The organism is Paraburkholderia nodosa (assembly GCF_001718195.1).
Lineage (GTDB): Bacteria > Pseudomonadota > Gammaproteobacteria > Burkholderiales > Burkholderiaceae > Paraburkholderia > Paraburkholderia nodosa_A.
Genome location: NZ_MCNV01000008.1, coordinates 170,190 through 186,917, shown reverse-complemented (window position 1 = coordinate 186,917; position 16,728 = coordinate 170,190). Strand labels below are relative to the sequence as shown.

Annotated in this window: 15 protein-coding genes and 1 tRNA gene; 6 read left to right on the top strand and 10 right to left on the bottom strand. The window is 66.0% G+C overall.

Annotated features, from left to right (window positions below; genetic code table 11):
* Nucleotides 1–146: 146 nt before the first annotated feature.
* Nucleotides 147–1,229 carry a sigma-54 interaction domain-containing protein gene (locus BFD71_RS16510; protein ID WP_069265397.1) on the bottom strand — a complete coding sequence of 361 codons (1,083 nt, stop codon included), beginning with the start codon at nt 1,227–1,229 and terminating at the stop codon, nt 147–149.
* 389 nt (nt 1,230–1,618) lie between these two features.
* Here BFD71_RS16510 and BFD71_RS16505 point away from each other — a divergent pair, with 389 nt between their 5' ends.
* The 4 genes from BFD71_RS16505 to otsA all read left to right on the top strand — a co-directional run bounded on the left by BFD71_RS16505 (nt 1,619) and on the right by otsA (nt 6,024).
* Nucleotides 1,619–1,936, top strand: coding sequence for a hypothetical protein (locus BFD71_RS16505; protein WP_141710696.1), 318 nt, complete (start codon nt 1,619–1,621; stop codon nt 1,934–1,936).
* A 309-nt stretch (nt 1,937–2,245) separates the two neighbouring features.
* Nucleotides 2,246–3,631 (top strand): sigma-54-dependent transcriptional regulator, encoded by a 1,386-nt coding sequence (locus BFD71_RS16500; RefSeq protein ID WP_069265395.1) that lies wholly within the window; start codon nt 2,246–2,248, stop codon nt 3,629–3,631.
* 477 nt (nt 3,632–4,108) lie between these two features.
* Nucleotides 4,109–4,330, top strand: coding sequence for a hypothetical protein (locus BFD71_RS16495; RefSeq protein WP_069265394.1), 222 nt, complete (start codon nt 4,109–4,111; stop codon nt 4,328–4,330).
* A gap of 221 nt (nt 4,331–4,551) precedes the next feature.
* Nucleotides 4,552–6,024 (top strand): alpha,alpha-trehalose-phosphate synthase (UDP-forming), encoded by a 1,473-nt coding sequence (gene otsA / locus BFD71_RS16490; RefSeq protein WP_083245302.1) that lies wholly within the window; start codon nt 4,552–4,554, stop codon nt 6,022–6,024.
* A 170-nt stretch (nt 6,025–6,194) separates the two neighbouring features.
* On the opposite strand, the gene BFD71_RS16485 is transcribed toward otsA, so the two are convergent.
* The 9 genes from BFD71_RS16485 to BFD71_RS16445 all read right to left on the bottom strand — a co-directional run bounded on the left by BFD71_RS16485 (nt 6,195) and on the right by BFD71_RS16445 (nt 12,275).
* Nucleotides 6,195–6,785, bottom strand: coding sequence for a hypothetical protein (locus BFD71_RS16485; RefSeq protein ID WP_069265393.1), 591 nt, complete (start codon nt 6,783–6,785; stop codon nt 6,195–6,197).
* Between the two features lie 110 nt (nt 6,786–6,895).
* A complete protein-coding gene (locus tag BFD71_RS16480; protein ID WP_069265392.1) occupies nt 6,896–8,302 on the bottom strand; it encodes an MFS transporter in 1,407 nt (468 codons plus the stop codon).
* A gap of 71 nt (nt 8,303–8,373) precedes the next feature.
* Complete coding sequence (locus BFD71_RS16475) at nt 8,374–8,877, bottom strand: YbhB/YbcL family Raf kinase inhibitor-like protein (protein WP_069265391.1); 504 nt, start codon at nt 8,875–8,877, stop codon at nt 8,374–8,376.
* 186 nt (nt 8,878–9,063) lie between these two features.
* A complete protein-coding gene (locus BFD71_RS16470) occupies nt 9,064–9,513 on the bottom strand; it encodes a very short patch repair endonuclease (protein ID WP_069265390.1) in 450 nt (149 codons plus the stop codon).
* A gap of 40 nt (nt 9,514–9,553) precedes the next feature.
* Nucleotides 9,554–10,882: a DNA (cytosine-5-)-methyltransferase gene (gene dcm / locus BFD71_RS16465; protein ID WP_083245301.1), complete on the bottom strand. Its 1,329-nt coding sequence runs from the start codon at nt 10,880–10,882 to the stop codon at nt 9,554–9,556.
* A gap of 138 nt (nt 10,883–11,020) precedes the next feature.
* The gene (locus tag BFD71_RS16460; protein WP_370684285.1) at nt 11,021–11,287 is read right to left on the bottom strand and encodes a hypothetical protein; all 267 of its coding nucleotides are present in this window, start codon (nt 11,285–11,287) and stop codon (nt 11,021–11,023) included.
* Nucleotides 11,288–11,402: 115 nt separating this feature from the next.
* The gene (locus BFD71_RS16455) at nt 11,403–11,675 is read right to left on the bottom strand and encodes a hypothetical protein (protein ID WP_069265389.1); all 273 of its coding nucleotides are present in this window, start codon (nt 11,673–11,675) and stop codon (nt 11,403–11,405) included.
* Between the two features lie 116 nt (nt 11,676–11,791).
* Nucleotides 11,792–11,866: transfer RNA gene (locus BFD71_RS16450), tRNA-Arg, on the bottom strand.
* A 184-nt stretch (nt 11,867–12,050) separates the two neighbouring features.
* The gene (locus BFD71_RS16445) at nt 12,051–12,275 is read right to left on the bottom strand and encodes a rubredoxin (protein WP_083245300.1); all 225 of its coding nucleotides are present in this window, start codon (nt 12,273–12,275) and stop codon (nt 12,051–12,053) included.
* A 204-nt stretch (nt 12,276–12,479) separates the two neighbouring features.
* Here BFD71_RS16445 and BFD71_RS16440 point away from each other — a divergent pair, with 204 nt between their 5' ends.
* Nucleotides 12,480–14,408, top strand: coding sequence for an ATP-binding cassette domain-containing protein (locus tag BFD71_RS16440; protein ID WP_069265387.1), 1,929 nt, complete (start codon nt 12,480–12,482; stop codon nt 14,406–14,408).
* A gap of 296 nt (nt 14,409–14,704) precedes the next feature.
* Nucleotides 14,705–16,696 carry a DNA topoisomerase IV subunit B gene (locus tag BFD71_RS16435; protein WP_069265503.1) on the top strand — a complete coding sequence of 664 codons (1,992 nt, stop codon included), beginning with the start codon at nt 14,705–14,707 and terminating at the stop codon, nt 16,694–16,696.
* Nucleotides 16,697–16,728 lie beyond the last annotated feature (32 nt).

The window sequence follows — 16,728 nt, the reverse complement described above, 5'->3', positions numbered from 1 at the left end:
TTGTGCAGCACGGCATTGCTTACGGGGATAGGTAAAGTGCAAGAAATTGCAAAAGGGCGTGCACGGCGGACCGACCTTTGATCGGTCTGCCGTACTGCTCCCGCCTCGTCGCGCAACGAGCGTGCCGCGAGGGACGGGGAGGGCAATCAGGCTTCGTCCGCGTCCGGCTCGGTGGGCGCTTCGCTTTCGCCATCGTCGGCGCCGTAGCTGCCGAGCCGGTTGTAGAGCGTCTTGAGGCTCACGCCGAGCGTGCGCGCCGCGAGACGCTTGTCGCCGCCGCAGTATTTGAGCGTGCCGAGAATGATCTGCTTCTGCGCATCGGCGAGCGGCGTGCCGATCCAGACGCTCATGGCGTCTCCCTGGGTGACGGGCTTCTTCACGCGCGGCACCAACTGCGGATGTGCGATCTCCACGACCTTTTCCGCGAGGATGTACGCGCGGTACACGGCGTTTTTCAGTTCGCGCACGTTGCCGGGCCACGACCAGTTGCGCACGGTTTCGAGCGCGCGCTTGCTGAACGCCTTTTGCGTGCCTTCCTGGTCGTTCAGTTCGGTGAGGAAATGCTGCGCGAGCAGTTCGCGGTCGCGCTCACGTTCACGCAGCGGCGGCGCGCGCAGCGGAAACACCGCGAGCCGGTACATCAGGTCCTCGCGCAGGCAGTTTTCCTTCACGGCCGTTACGGGGTCGCGGTTGGTGGCGGCGATGATGCGCACGTCGCCGCGAATCGCTTCGTTGCCGCCCACCGGAAAGTACTCGCCAGTTTCGAGCGCGCGCAGCAGCTTCACCTGATGCAGCAGCGACATCTCGGTGATTTCGTCGAGGAACAGCGTGCCGCCGCGCGCGTGCTCGAAGTGGCCGTCGCGCGCCTGCACGGCGCCCGTGAAGCTGCCTTTTTCGTGACCGAACAACTCGGCCTCGATCAGTTCGTCGGGAATCGCGCCGCAGTTGACCGCGATGAACGGGCCGTCGCGGCGTTCGCTGTGGGCGTGGATGGTCCGGGCGATCAGTTCCTTGCCCGTGCCCGATTCGCCGACGATGAGTGCCGTCGCCTCGGTCACGGCCACGCGGTCGATCTGCGCATAAAGATCCAGCATGACCGCCGACGAGCCGTACAGCAGACCGTACGACTGCAATCCCGCGACGCGCGCCTCGGCGTCCGCTGCGGGATTTGCGTTGTTTTCGCTGTTGCGTTTTGTGGCGGCGGGCGAGCCCGGCTCGATTGACGCCATAGGGATGTTCGTCCTGCAAAGGTAGTGCGGGGCGTTTGCTTCTGCGCGCATCGGCATGCTTCTGCGCGTGTCGGCGAACAGGCCCTGCGATCCGGGGCTGGCCGTCCAGGACAGGTGCGGAACTTGCCGCTCCGACGGCCGCGAGGTTTGCGTCTTCGAGCCTGGTATCTCGCTTTCGCGTAAACATTTAACCACTGCCGCGCCTGACAGGGCAATGGACCTGTCCAGGCACAGCGCGAGGGAGTGTGGCACGCATCCTGCTGCGGAACTCGAGAAGCCCGGCGCCGTCTGCATGGATAGGGGCAGCGGATCGGCCACGCCCCGGGCGATGTCATTCGAGTCAACTCGCGTCTTCCGTCTTTGACGAGGCGTATCTGGGAGAAAGCGATATGTCGAAGAACCGCAGCGGTTTGGTAGGAACCCTCGTAACCGTCGGTGCGCTTGGCGCCATGGCTGGCATGCTGGCCTGGCGTTTCTCGCAGCGTCATCGCATGCAACGGCAAACCTTTTATCGCGATCTGAGCCGCTGGGAAGGCGAAGGCGGCTCACTTGCCGATACCACCGGCAACAACGGGCTGGGCCCGGAAGTGGCCATGGCCAGGGGCGCTTCGGACTCGCCTGCACATGGCGCGAAGGGCCGGATGCCGAATGGCGTGAACGGCGCGAATGGCTCGGCTGGCATGCCGTGGCCGTTTCCGCACAGCTAGAAGGCAGGCGTGGCAGGGCCACGCGAGAGCCGTGCCCGCTTGTCTCGAATAAGTCTATAATAGTGATATCAACAACAATCGAGGTTCGGGCGGCCCGCGGCTGACGGTATTGTTGCTCCGATGTAGCAAAACCGCGCATATTCAGGCTTTTGTCGTCTTGGGTTTGCGTCCGACCGTTTCGTACTCCACTGCAGCGCAAACACGTGCGTCGCGACTTCCGCGGTGCCGGGCAACGTTGTCCGGCACGCCTGCGAAGGGCGCGGCGCGCGCGCTTTGGAGCCATTCACCTATCAAGGCTGACGAGACGCGATGCCACATGTATTGATTGTCGATGACGATGCGCAAACCCGCGAGGCGCTGGCGGCCGTGGTGAGCGACGACGGGCTCACCACTGCCCAGGCAGGCGACCTGCGCGAGGCGCGCATCCAGCTCGTGCGGCAGACGCCGGACGTGGTCTTCACCGACCTGAAGCTGCCCGACGGCAGTGGCACCGACCTTTTCGAGGATCTCGACCCGCGCTCGGGCGTGGAACTCGTGGTCATCACCGGGCATGCGACGGTCGAGACGGCAGTCGATGCGCTCAAATCCGGCGCAATCGATTACCTGGTCAAGCCGATCAACCTCCAGCGCGTGAAGGCGATCCTGAACCGCCTGCCGCGCGCGGGCGACCTCAAGGCCGAAATCGGCACGCTGCGCGGCGAGTTGCGCCGCATGGGCCGCTTCGGCCTGATGCTCGGCAATTCGCCGACCATGCAGGAGGTCTACGACCAGATCAGCCGCGTTGCGCCGACGCCCGCGTCGGTCATGCTGGTGGGCGAATCGGGCACCGGCAAGGAAGTGGCGGCGCAGACCATCCACCAGTTGAGCCTGCGCCGCAAGCACGAATTCCTCGCGGTAAACTGCGGCGCGATCTCGCCGAACCTGATCGAGTCCGAGATGTTCGGCCACGAGCGCGGCTCGTTCACGGGCGCCGACCGGCAGCACAAGGGCTATTTCGAGCGCGCGAACGGCGGCACGCTGTTCCTCGACGAAATCACCGAAATGCCGATCGAGCTGCAGGTGAAGCTGCTGCGCGTGCTCGAGACCGGCATGTTCATGCGCGTGGGCACGACCAAGGAAATCGAGACCGACGTGCGTCTGATCGCGGCGACCAACCGCGACCCGGAGCAGGCCGTCGCCGAGGGCAAGCTGCGCCTGGACCTTTATCACCGCCTGAACGTGTTTCCGATCAGCCTGCCGCCGCTGCGCGAGCGCGGCAAGGACGTCGAGCTGCTCGCCCAGGCGTTCCTCGACGAGCTGAACGAGCGTCACGGCACGAAGAAGCAGTTTCCCGCGGCGGTGCGCGACATGCTGGCCGCCTACCCGTGGCCCGGCAACGTGCGCGAGCTGAAGAACTACGTGCAGCGCGCGCACATCATGTCGGGCAACGACGGCGATTTCACGGCGACGGTGCCTCTGCAGATCTCGCTCTCGAAGCCGATTGCGGGCACGGCGGTGACGATCCCGTTCGGCACCTCGCTTGCCGATGCAGATCGCCAGCTCATTCTCGCGACGCTCGAGCAGTGCGGCGGCGTGAAGACGCGCGCGGCGGAAATCCTCGGCATCAGCCTGAAGACGCTCTATAACCGTCTTGTGGAGTACGGCAACGAAAGCGCCGGCAAGGGCGATGCGCCCGCGCGCGTAGCCGGCGCCTGAGCAGCATGTGCGAGCGCGTCCGCCTGGGCGCGCTCGCACGGGCGGTACGACGCTTGCAGTGTGAGTTTCGCGTCCACGATGAGGAGCGAAAAATGCCGAGCTGCAAATCCAGTGATGCCGTCCGCGTGAAGCCCTGGCTCGCGCATACCCCGCAGCCCGACGAACCGCCGCCGGACCAGCCCGGTGAGCCCGACGTGCCTCCTATTGGCGATCCACCAGAGCCACCGGGCGAAGTGCCGCACGCGCGGCCCCGATTCGACCCTTCGGTCTCCTCTCGATTTCGTCGTTCGTCTGGCGCATTGCCCGCCACGTGAGCATCTGCTCGCGCGGCCTTAAGAAGTCATCAGCAGATCCCGATGGTTTTTATGTACTAGTTACAAAGGCCCCACCATTTTTACCGGCGGATTCACGCGGCAAACCCTGGACTATAAAAAAGCGCCACGGCCGCGTGGCCGCCTTCCCGCTGGAGGCATCGACATGAGACATCCTGCCTTGCGCCGCTCCGCACGTTACACGGGCAAGCGTGGCCCGCGCGATTCGCAAGAGAAAAGCAGTCCGCAGCAGTCGAACGCGCCGGACCCCGCGGGCCAGAATCGCGCAGCGCCTGGCGTGCCGCCCGACGGCGAGCACAACCAAGGCGGGGCGCGGGCTGAGGGCATCGAGTACCAGCGCGATCTCGGCTCGGAACAGGACGCCTGATTCGCTTCGAACCGCAGTTCGCCGCGCGCTGTTTGCAGGCCGGTTTCCTGGTCTCGCTAATCACCGGGCATTCCGGACTTGCGCGATTGCCGCGCGGAATTTGCTCGCGCCGTCACTTGCGAGGAAAGATTTTTGCTCCGACCCTGTCGATCCGGCACGCGTCTTGCGTACGTACCTGAAGCATTGTCTTCGGACCCAACGAAACAGGAGGTAGAGCCGCAATGGGCAGACTGATCGTGGTATCGAATCGCGTTGCGCCGACCCAGGAGGGCCGTCCCGCAGCGGGCGGGCTCGCAGTCGGCGTATTGGACGCGCTCAAGGAAACCGGCGGTGTGTGGTTCGGGTGGAGCGGCGAGACCGTCGCGGAACCGTCCGCACCGGTCATCGAGCAGCAGGGCAGCGTCACCTACGCGACGGTGGGTCTCACCCGGCGTGACTATGACCAGTACTACAAGGGCTTCTCGAATACGACGCTCTGGCCGACGTTCCACTACCGCAACGACCTCGCGCGCTATGAGCGCCAGGAGTACGGCGGCTACCTGCGCGTGAACGTGTCGCTCGCGCGCCAGTTGCAGCCGCTCATCGAGCCCGACGACATCATCTGGGTGCACGACTATCACCTGATTCCGTTCGCGCGCTGCCTGCGCGATCTCGGGGTGAAGAACCCGATCGGGTTCTTCCTGCACATTCCGCTGCCGGTGCCCGAAGTCATGCGCTCGGTGCCGCCGCACGAAGAACTCATGAAGTTCATGTGCCACTACGACGTGGTCGGTTTCCAGACCGACGCGGACCGTCAGGCCTTTCTCGACTACATCGAGCGCGGCGGTCATGGCACCGCAAGCGACGACGGCATGGTCCACGCGTGGGACCGCTTCCTCAAGGTCGGTGCGTACCCGATCGGCATCTATCCGGACGCCATTGCGAAAGCCTCGTCGCAGTTCGCCGACCGCAAGGCCGTGCGCAGCCTGCGCGAAGCCATGCGCGGACGCAAGCTGATCATGAGCGTGGACCGGCTCGATTATTCGAAGGGGCTCGCCGAGCGCTTCCAGGCGTTCGAGCGCCTGCTGCAGAACGGGCCGGGCTGGCATGGCCGCGTCTCGCTCCTGCAGATCGCGCCGCCGACGCGCTCCGACGTGCAGACCTACCAGACGATTCGCCGCAATCTCGAAGGCGAGGCGGGCCGGATCAACGGCCGTTTCGCGCAGCTCGACTGGACGCCGATCCAGTACCTGAACCGCAAGTACGAGCGCAATCTGCTGATGGCGCTGTTCCGCGAGGCGCAGGTGGGCTACGTCGCGCCGCTGCGCGACGGCATGAATCTCGTGGCGAAGGAATACGTGGCGTCGCAGAATCCCGACGATCCCGGCGTGCTGGTGCTTTCGCAGTTCGCGGGCGCGGCCGAACAACTGCCCGGCGCGCTGGTCGTGAATCCGTACGACCTGAACCAGACAGCCGAGGCGCTCGAGCGCGCGCTCTCGATGCCGCACGCCGAGCGCGTCTCGCGATACAACGACATGATGGCGTCGCTGCGCGAGAACAATCTTTCGGTGTGGCGCGATACGTTCCTTGCCGATCTGCGCAGCGTGGCGACGGCCGCTTCGGTCACGGCCAGGGCGCGCAACGCCGCACCGGCGGGGAAAGCTCCCGTGCAAACGAGCGCGCCCGAACAGCCGCATCGCGCAGCGCGCGCGTAGCGACGGGGCGGTGAGCGGCGAGGCGGCGTGACGCCTTTAGCCCTCTAACGTTTTTCTCGACGCAATTGCATCCGCGCGGCGGCCTTCGGGCCGCCGCGTTTTTTTACGTCCGCGAGATCGATACCCGGCGATACCCGGCGATACCCGTCGATCCGCGGCGCGGCATGCGCTCAGACCCGCTGGCCGCTCGGTGCGGCGAACGGCATCGGCGCGCGGGTCGGATCGAAATCGGCCCAGTGTCCGTCGTGCCATTGGCCCGAAGCGCACTCGATATCGGCGGCGCCGCTGTCGCGCAGCAACTGTGCAGCGAGATCCTGGTTCTCGTAGCAGACGTGCACCGAGAGCAGCACGCCGTCGCTGCGCGTTTCGCGATGCACCCGCTCGTGGTGCGCCGAGATTTGCTGCGCAGCGGCTTTTGCCCCGACGCTCGCGCCGATGCGCGCGCCGATCCAGGCGCCTACGCCGGCCGCGATCACGACCGAAGGCAGCGCAGCCGAGAACGCGCTGAAAATCACCACGCCCACTACGGCGCCCGCCACGGCGCCTGCGGTGATATTGCGGGTGTGATGCGGGTGCCCTGCGGCGAGCGTAGGCGGCGCGCCCATCGCCGTCCCCTGGACGCTGTGGTGCGCATGCTGGCCGCGCGGATTGACGAAGAACAGGTTGACGTCTTCTTCGAGGAAGCCGCCCGCGTACAGCTTTTCGGCGGCGGCTTCGGCGGCGGGAAAGGTCGTGAACCGACCAGCGACGATCAGTGACATGGGAAGCCCCCTTTGCCGGACTCGGCAGGTTGACTCGCCGGGCGCAGCCGCGAATGCGGCTCGCCCTGAATCCATGTTAGTGCCTAAGCGCGCACAGGGTTAGGCCGCGCTTAGCGCGGCGTGCGCGCCGCGGTGCCCGGCATGAGGCGCAGCAGGCTCACCACTGCCGCGACGGCGGCAAAGGCCGTCGCCACGTAGAGCGCCATGGTCGGCCCGTGTTGCGGTGCCACGCCGAAGATGAGCGCGACGAGCGCCGCGCCGAGCGTTTGCCCGGTGAGGCGCGCGGTGCCGAGCATGCCGCTTGCGCCGCCGCTGCGCTCGCGCGGTGCAGAGGAGAGAATTTGCCGGTTGTTGGGCGACTGGAACACGCCGAAGCCCACGCCGCACAACGCCATGCGCCAGCAGATATCGAACACCGTGGGATGCGTGCCGAGTGTCGCGAGCGAGAGCAGGCCGAGCGCGAAGAGCGCGAGTCCGATGCCGCCTAGCATGCCCGCCGGATAGCGGTCGGAGAGCGCGCCCGAGAGCGGCGCGGCGCCGACGATGACGAGCGGCCAGGGCGTCATGAGGAGGCCCGTGTCGACCTGCGAGAAACCGAAGGTCTCCTGCAGCATGAAGGGCAGCGCGACGAACGCGAGCATTTGCGCGCAGAACGAGCACACCGAGGTGCTGATCGACAGTGCGAAGACGGGGTTGGCAAGCAGATCGACGGGCAGGAGCGGCGCGGCCTGCGTGAGCTGGCGGCGCACGAAGAACCAGCCGATTACGATCGCCAGCACGAATTCGAGCGCGACGAGGCGATTGCTCTCGCCGTGGCCGAGGCCGTCGACGGCAAAGATCAGGAGGCCGAACACGATGGCGTTGAGCACGGCGCTCAAATAGTCGTAAGGCGCGGGATGCCGCTCGTTCACGGGCAGCGCGCGCAGGCCCAGCATGAGCGCGGCGATGCCGATCGGCACGTTGATCGCAAAGAGCCAGGGCCACGTCGCGACGGCGAGCACGCCCGAGGCGAGCGTCGGCCCGACCGCCGAGGCGATCGCGACGACCATCGCGTTGATGGCGACGCCCCGGCCGAGCTGCGCGCGCGGATAGATCATGCGCACGAGCGCGGTGTTCACGCTCATGATCCCCGCGCCGCCGAAGCCCTGCACCATGCGTGCGAGGGCGAGTTCGGGCAGCGTGGTCGCCAGCGCGCAGCCGAGCGACGCGACGGTGAACAGCACCATGCCGGCCAGATACACGCGCTTGTAACCGATGCGGTCGCCGAGCGAGGCGAGCGGCAGGAGCGCGATGGTCACCGAGAGCTGATACGCGTTGACGATCCAGATCGAACTTGCCGCGCTCGCGCGAAGATGGCGTGCGATGGTCGGCAACGCGACGTTGGCGATCGCGCCGTCGAGCACGGCGAGCGTGATGCCGAGCGCGACCACGAGGATCGCGTAGTAACGTTGCGGGAAGGGCAGGCCGTTTTCGATGTCGGCGGTGGAATGGGCGGAGCGTTCGGAAAGCGTGGGCATCGACGGGAGAGGCGGCACGCGATGGACGTGCGCCGCCGGCTGGATGTTGTTTTCTGGTGTTCCGTGGCGGCTTATTTCAGTTCATAGAGCCCGACGTAGGTGGTCGAATCCACCTCGTTCAGATGCGTCATGAAACGCGCTACCGCGTTCGTCGTTTCCGGCGTGACGGGCAGTTGCGCTGCCTTGAGCGCATGCACGCGGAAGATGTAGCGATGGGGTTTGTCGCCGTGCGGGGGCGCCGCGCCGCCGAAGCCGACCGTGCCGTAGTCGTTGTGCACCTGCACCGCGCCCTGCGGAAGCAGGCTGCCGTCGGCCTTGCCGGCGTTGCGGGCGAGCGAGCGCACGTCGGGCGGAATGTTCACCACGACCCAGTGCCAGAAACCGCTGCCCGTCGGCGCGTCCGGATCGTAGACGGTGAGCGCGAAGCTTTGCGTGTCGGCGGGCGGCTCGTCCCACTGCAGCGCGGGAGAGACGTTGTCGCCGTCGACACCGAAGGCCCGGTCGTCGAACTCCTGCGCCTTCGGCATGAAACCGTTGCTGGGAAAGTCATCGGACCAAAGTCGGAAATCAGCCATCGGGTGTCTCCTTCGCTTGGGGTCGTGGGACGGTTGCGCCAGCACGTGTGACGCGTGCAGGTGGGCGCGCAGCCGGTCGATCGAGTTTATCACCGCGGGCCCTACAGGCAGGGCCAGCTTCGCAGCGCGAGATGCGCAGCGCATCGGCTTGCGGTCACGTTTCGCGTGACATCTCGCGAGGGCGTGTTACGACCGCGCCTCGAACCAGGTCGACGACTCGTCTTCGAGCCATGCGGCCAGCCGCTCGACGACCGCTTGCGGATCGTGCTGCGCGCCACGCAACGCGCATTCCCAGATCACCGCCACGCGCCAGCCCTGGGCTGCGAGCGCGGCGAGCGCCTTGGCGTCGTTCAGTCGGTTGCGCGCGATCTTCTCGCGCCAGAACTCGGGGCGCGTTTGCGGCCACTTGAAGAGCGCGCAGTTGTGGCCGTGCCAGAAGCAGCCGTGCACGAACACCACGGCGCGCCGGCGCGGCAGCACGATGTCGGGCCGGCCCGGCAGCTCGCGCACGTTCAGGCGAAAGCGAAAGCCGCGCCGGTGCAGCAGACTGCGGATCAGCTTTTCGGGCTTCGTGTTGCGTCCGCGTATGCCGGACATCATCCGGCTGCGGGTCGCGGTATCGACGACGTCCACCATCGTCTGTCGCCTCGCTTCGGTTGGCCGCGGCGCGCGCCGGTCAGCGGCCTCCCGCCGTGGCCGTCGCCGAGGCCGCGTTGCGCTTGGCGCGCGTGGTGCGCGCGACGGCGGGAACCGTCGTCGCTTGCGCACGCGGTGCTTCGTGCCGTGCGGCCAGCAACGCATCGAGATGCGGCATCATCGTGCGCGCGACTTCACGCATCACCGGCATCACCACGCTGTTGCCGAACTGGCGGTACGCCTGGGTGTCGCTCACCGGAATGCGGAAGGTGTCGGGCAGGCCCATCAGCCGCGCACACTCGCGCGGCGTGAGGCGGCGCGGGCGCGATCCTTCGCCTTGATAGACGAGGATCTCCGAGCCGTCCTTGTGATAGCGCGCAGAAAGCGTGCGCGTGACGCTGTCGGGAAACGCGAGGCCGAAGCCAAAGCCGTTGCCGGCCGCGCGATGCTTCTCCGCGTATTGCTGCAGATAGGCCCAGAGCCCCGGCGTGAGCGTGTACTTCGGCTGCACGCGGCGCGCGCCGTGATCGAAGAAGCGCTCGCCGTCCCACGGCAGCAGCGGCTCGCAGCCGTCGGTACGGTGCAGGATCGAGGCGAGCCGCGGGCCTTCCTCGGGTAGCGCGAGCGCGTCCCACGAGAACGCCGCCGGCTCGCGAAAGCCGACGATGATGATGCGTTCGCGATGCTGCGGCGTGAAATGGCTTCCGTCGATCACGCGGTAGTGCACGTCGTAGCCGAGTTCGTCGCGCAGCACCTGGAGGATCACGTCGAACGTGCGGCCACGGTCGTGCGAGACGAGGTTCTTCACGTTCTCGAGCAGGAAGGCGGCGGGCCGCTTCTCGGCGATGATGCGCGCGACGTCGAAGAACAGCGTGCCCTGCGTGGTGCAGGCAAAGCCGTGCGGACGGCCAAGCGCGTTCTTCTTGCTCACGCCCGCGATCGAGAACGGCTGGCACGGAAAGCCCGCGAGCAGGACGTCGTGATCGGGGACGTCGGCGGCGTCCACGGCCGTAATGTCGCCGATGAACGGATGATCCTCGCCGTAGTTTTCCAGATAGGTCTTGCGCGAGAACGGATTCCATTCGCTCGTGAAGACGCACTCGCCGCCGTGGGCCTCGAACCCCTTGCGGATGCCGCCGATGCCGGCGAACAGGTCGATGAAGCGAAAGCGCGCCGCGCCGCCATTGGCGTGAGCGCCGCCTAGCAGCAGTTCGCGCAGTGCGGCTTCGAGCATCGCGGGGCAGGGCGTCTCGCCTTTTTCCCAACGCCGCACGGTCTTCACGTCGCGGCCGACGTGTGTGGCGATCTGCTGTTGCGTGAAACGCTTGCGTGCCTGCTGGAGCAGGTCTCTCGGTTCGGCCGTGAGCACGGAGTCCTCGTTAGGGTATTTTTGCGGACATTATGACCGATGGTCGACCCGCGGCACCAGGAATTCCCGATGTGCGTGCGCGGACGTGCGCCGCGCAGGCGAATGCCTGCACGCGCGAGCGTTGAATACAGCGGGAAGTCAGGAGTGTTGCGGGCCGGCGTTTGCCTGCTTCGCGAGGGCCGCGGAGGCCGAGGCGACGTTTAGCTCGTGCAGGTCGAGGATGAGCAGCAGGCTGTCGATTTCACACAGCTGGCCCTTGTTCACGTGACCGGTGTCGAGCAGGCGGTGCAGGCGCTGGCGCCAGTAGAGCGCGGGGAGAATCGGCCCGCCGAAGTCGCCGGCGAGTGACAGCGGCATCACGCGGCGAATGTGCGCGATATCCTGATCGATGAGGGTCGACATCATATGACCGGCGGGGAGGGGACGCGTGGAGTCCATGAAGGCCTTTACGGCACTATTTTTCCCTACTTTAGGGTTATTTAACTCGGTATTTACCCGTAATTAGCCGGTCAGCTTCCGTTTATTCGGCAGCCGGCGGCGTCGCGCCTTGCACCTGGGCCGCGCTTTCGAAGAAACGCCGCGTCGCTTCGAACGAGTTCAGCATCTGCTCGGGCCAAGGCGTCTGCAGCATGACGGCCTGGTGGTTCTCGAACGCGGCGCCCAGCTGGCGGGCGAGTTCGGGCGAATTGAGGTGGCGCAGCAGCACGCTCACGGCGATGGCGGTGGCCTGGCTGGCTCCGGCCGTCTGCAGTTCGGAAGCGGTGAGGGCGGCGACTTGCTTGTTGATGTCCATGGAAAACCTGCTCGGGAAAGAGGGTGCGCGAGTGCGCGAAAGAGACGGGACGGGAATCTGCGAACCGGTTGCGGATTTCGCGGCCCGGCCTGCGCGGCTCGGGATGGCCCAGCGGCTGGTCCCCCTGGCAGGAATCGAACCTGCATCTAGCGCTTAGGAGGCACTTGTTCTATCCATTGAACTACAGGGAGCGCGAGGTCGAGCATGGCTCCGTTCGGTCGCCATGTTTCCCAAGTGACCCGTCATGGCGCGGAGCGGCGCGCGAACCGGTTCGGCCTTGCAGGTCCGAGCGATATCGCGGCGCAGGGCCCAGAGTATAGCAAACGGGTTCGGGCGCGAAAATGACGCCCTTTAGCTGCGTGGGAATCGTCGCAATCAGAACTCGACGACGGCGAATTCCGCCTTGCCCACGTCGCACAGCGGGCAGCGCCAGTCGTCGGGTATTTCCGCAAAGCGCGTGCCGGCGGCGATGCCTTCGTCGGGCAGACCTTCTTCCTCGTTGTAGATCCAGCCGCAGATCAGGCAGACCCAGCTCTTGTACTCGATTACTTCGCTCACAGCGTGTCCTTCGTCTAGTCGATTCGATGCGCGGCCCGTCATGCGGCCCTTTATCTACAGGCAGGGCGGCGCGGGCGACCCGCGATGTTACCGGAAAACGGTTCGCGTGCCGCTGCGCTAAAGGGAAGCTAAACGCGGAAGCCCGACCTGCGCGGCCCGACCTCCGCGGCCCGACCTGCGCGGCCCGACCTGCGCGGCCCGGTACAATGCCCCCTTCAGGTCCACCGCACGCATCGCTTTCCATCCATGTCGCTTTACACCATCACAGACGCGCAACTGGCGTTCGGCCACGTCGCGCTGCTCGACCACGCGGACTTTTCGCTCGAAGCCGGCGAGCGCGTCGGGCTGATCGGCCGCAACGGCGCGGGCAAGTCGTCGCTGCTCACGATCGTCGCCGATCTCGCCAGGCCCGACGACGGCCTCGTCACGCGCCAGCAGGAGCTTTCGACCGTCTACGTGCCGCAGGAGCCCGACTTCGACGCCGACGCCACGGTCTTCGACACCGTCGCCTCGGGCCTCGCCGACGTGCGCGCGCTGCTCGACGAATACGACACGGTCGCGCACAAGCTTGCGGACACGCCCGAAGGCGCCGAACACGACGCACTGCTCGCGCGCATGAACACGCTGCAATCGTCGCTCGATCATGCCGACGCCTGGAGCTGGCGCACGCGCGTTGCCACGACACTCGCGCAGATCGGCCTCGAAGGCGAAGCCCGCGTGGGCGCGCTCTCGGGCGGCATGCAAAAGCGCGTGGCGCTCGCCCGCGCGCTCGTTGTGCAGCCCGATATCCTGCTGCTCGACGAACCGACCAACCACCTCGACTTCGACGGCATCCGCTGGCTCGAGGAACTGCTCGTGGCACAGCGTTCGAGCCTGCTCTTCATCACCCACGACCGCGCGTTTCTCGACCGCGTGGCCACGCGCATCGTCGAACTCGATCGCGGCAAGCTGCTTTCGTATCCGGGCAACTTCTCGCAGTACCAGGAGCGCAAGGCGCAGCAGCTCGAAGTCGAGCGCGTGGAGAACGAGAAGTTCGACAAGCTGCTCGCGCAGGAAGAAGTGTGGATCCGCAAGGGCGTGGAAGCGCGGCGCACGCGCAGCGTGGGACGTATCGCGCGCCTCGTGCAGATGCGCAGCGAGCACGCCGAGCGCCGCAACGTGCAGGGCAACGTGAAGCTCGACGTCGCGCAGGGCGAGAAGTCCGGCAAGATCGTCGCCGAACTCACGGACGTGACCAAGCGCTATGGCGGCCGCACGATCGTCGATAACTTCTCGTCGACGGTCATGCGCGGCGACAAGATCGGCTTCGTCGGTCCGAACGGCGCCGGCAAGACCACGCTGCTGAAGCTGATTCTCGGCGAGTTGAAGCCCGATGAAGGCACTGTGCGCGTAGGCACGAACCTGCAGGTCGCGTACTTCGACCAGATGCGCGCGCAGCTCGACATGGAAAAGAGCCTCGCCGATACCATCAGCCCCGGCAGCGACTGGGTCGAGATCAACGGCGCGAAGAAGCACGTCATGAGCTATCTCGGCGACTTCCTGTTCGCGCCCGAACGTGCGCGCTCGCCCGTGAAGTCGCTTTCGGGCGGCGAGCGTAACCGTCTGCTGCTCGCGCGTTTGTTCGCGCGGCCCGCGAACGTGCTGGTGCTCGACGAACCGACCAACGACCTCGACATCCCGACGCTCGAACTGCTCGAAGAGTTGCTCACCGACTACGACGGCACCGTGCTGCTCGTTTCGCACGATCGCGCGTTCCTCGACAACGTGGTGACTTCGGTGATCGCGTCCGAGGGCGAGGGCAAGTGGCGCGAATACGTGGGCGGCTTCACCGACTGGCAAACGCAGAGCACGCGTGCGCAGGAGATTGCCGAGGCGCGCGCGCCGAAAGAAGCGGCTGCTGCGGCTGCCGCTCCCAAGGAGAGCGCGGCTGGCCGCAATGCGCAACGTACTGTGAAGCTTTCGTTCAAGGAGCAGCGCGAGCTCGAGGACCTGCCCAAGCGTATCGAGGCGTTGGAGACCGAACAGAAGACGATCGGCGCGAAGATCGAGGACGGGTCGATCTTTGCGAAGGACGCGGCCGAAGGCACGCGGCTCACCGAGCGCTACGCGGCGATCGACGAGGAATTGCTCGTCGCGCTGGAGCGGTGGGAGGAGCTGGAGAGCAAGCGCAAGTGATGCGAGACAAAGCGGCCTGATGAAGGCCGCTTTTTTTAAGGCGGGCGGCCCTTACTCATCCGTTCAGCCAGCCAACCCCCAAGCAAATTGCCGTGCGAGCCCAAATCAGTACAATACCTCGCGAATTCGAACAACTGCGCGAACCACTGCGCCGCCGCGAGCGCACCTGCCACCGCGGCGCGCAGCCGGTTCACCTCGTTGTTTCGTATCGGTTTTTTTGAACGCTCAACGCGTTTTCCCCGCAGATGTCCACAGGACCTGTGGACAAGCGCGCGGACAACCCCCTGTGGATCACCATGTCAACGAAGAAGTCCAACGCTGGAAACACTGGCTATAGCGAAGCGTCGATCAAGGTGCTCAAGGGCCTCGAGCCCGTCCGGCAGCGGCCGGGCATGTATACGCGCACCGAGAATCCGCTGCACATCATCCAGGAAGTCATCGACAACGCCTCGGACGAAGCGCTCGGCGGCTACGGCAAGCGCATCACCGTGACGCTGCACGCCGACCATTCCGTCTCCGTCGAGGACGACGGCCGCGGCATTCCGTTCGGCTTGCACCCCGAAGAGAAGGTGCCCGTCGTCGAAATCGTCTTCACGCGCCTGCACGCGGGCGGCAAGTTCGACAAGGCCGCCGGCGGCGCCTATACGTTCTCGGGCGGCCTGCACGGCGTGGGCGTCTCGGTCACCAATGCGCTGTCCACGCGCCTCGACGTGACCGTCTGGCGCGACGGCAAGGTCGCCGAAATCGGTTTCTCTGACGGCAACGTCACGAAGCAGCTCACCACGCGCAACGCCGCGCGCGACGAGAAGAAGAGCGGCACGCGCGTGACCGCGTGGGCCGATCCTAAGTATTTCGACTCGCCCAATCTGCCGCTCGGCGAACTGCAACGTCTGCTGCGCTCGAAGGCCGTGTTGCTGCCGGGCGTCGAGGTCGAACTCGTCATCGAGAAGACCGGCGAGCGCCAGAGCTGGAAGTATGAAGACGGCCTGCGCGGCTATCTGCTCGAAGGCATGGGCGGCGCCGACCTGCTGATCCCGCTGTTCGAAGGCGAGCGCTACGCCGACGCGCGCACCACCGACGACACCTTCGCCGAAGGCGAGGGCGCCGCGTGGGTCGTGGCGTGGAGCGAGGAAGGCTCGCTCACGCGCGAGTCGTACGTGAACCTGATCCCGACGCCCGCGGGCGGCACGCACGAAAGCGGCCTGCGCGACGGTCTGTTTCAGGCCGTGAAGAGCTTCGTCGAATTGCACAATCTCCAGCCGAAAGGCGTGAAGCTGCTGCCCGAAGACGTCTTCGCGCGCGTCTCGTTCGTGCTCTCGGCCAAGGTGCTCGACCCGCAGTTCCAGGGGCAGATCAAGGAGCGCCTGAACAGCCGCGACGCCGTCAAACTCGTGTCGTCGTTCTCGCGTCCGGCTCTGGAGCTGTGGCTCAACCAGCACGTCGAGCACGGCAAGAAGCTCGCCGATCTCGTCATCAAGCAGGCGCAGGCGCGCACGCGCGCGGGCCAGAAGGTCGAGAAGCGCAAGAGCTCGGGCGTGGCCGTGCTGCCCGGCAAGCTCACCGACTGCGAATCGACCGATATCGCGCGCAACGAACTCTTCCTCGTGGAGGGCGACTCGGCCGGCGGTTCCGCCAAGATGGGGCGCGACAAGGAGTACCAGGCCATCCTGCCGCTGCGCGGCAAGGTCCTCAACACGTGGGAGACCGAGCGCGACCGGCTCTTTGCGAACAACGAAGTGCACGATATTTCGGTGGCGATCGGTGTCGATCCGCACAGCCCCGACGAGACGGTCGATCTTTCGAATCTGCGCTACGGCAAGATCTGCATTCTCTCCGATGCCGACGTCGACGGCTCGCACATCCAGGTACTGCTGCTCACGCTCTTCTTCAAGCATTTCCCGCAGCTCATCGAGCGCGGTCACGTGTGCGTGGCGCGCCCGCCGCTGTTCCGTGTCGATGCGCCCGCGCGCGGCAAGAAGCCTGCACAGAAGCTCTATGCGCTCGACGAAGGCGAACTCGAAGCAATCCTCGACAAGCTGCGCAAGGACGGCGTGCGCGAAACGCAATGGACCATCAGCCGCTTCAAGGGCCTGGGCGAAATGAGCGCCGAACAGCTCTGGGACACGACGATGAACCCCGACACGCGGCGTCTCTCGCCCATCGCGCTCGGCGACCTCGACTACGAGTCCACGGTTGCGCGCATGACGATGCTCATGGGCAAGGGCGAAGCGGCCTCGCGCCGTTCGTGGCTCGAAGAGAAGGGCAACGAAGTCGAAGCGGATATCTAAGCGCACGCGCCCATACAAGATTACGGAACGAT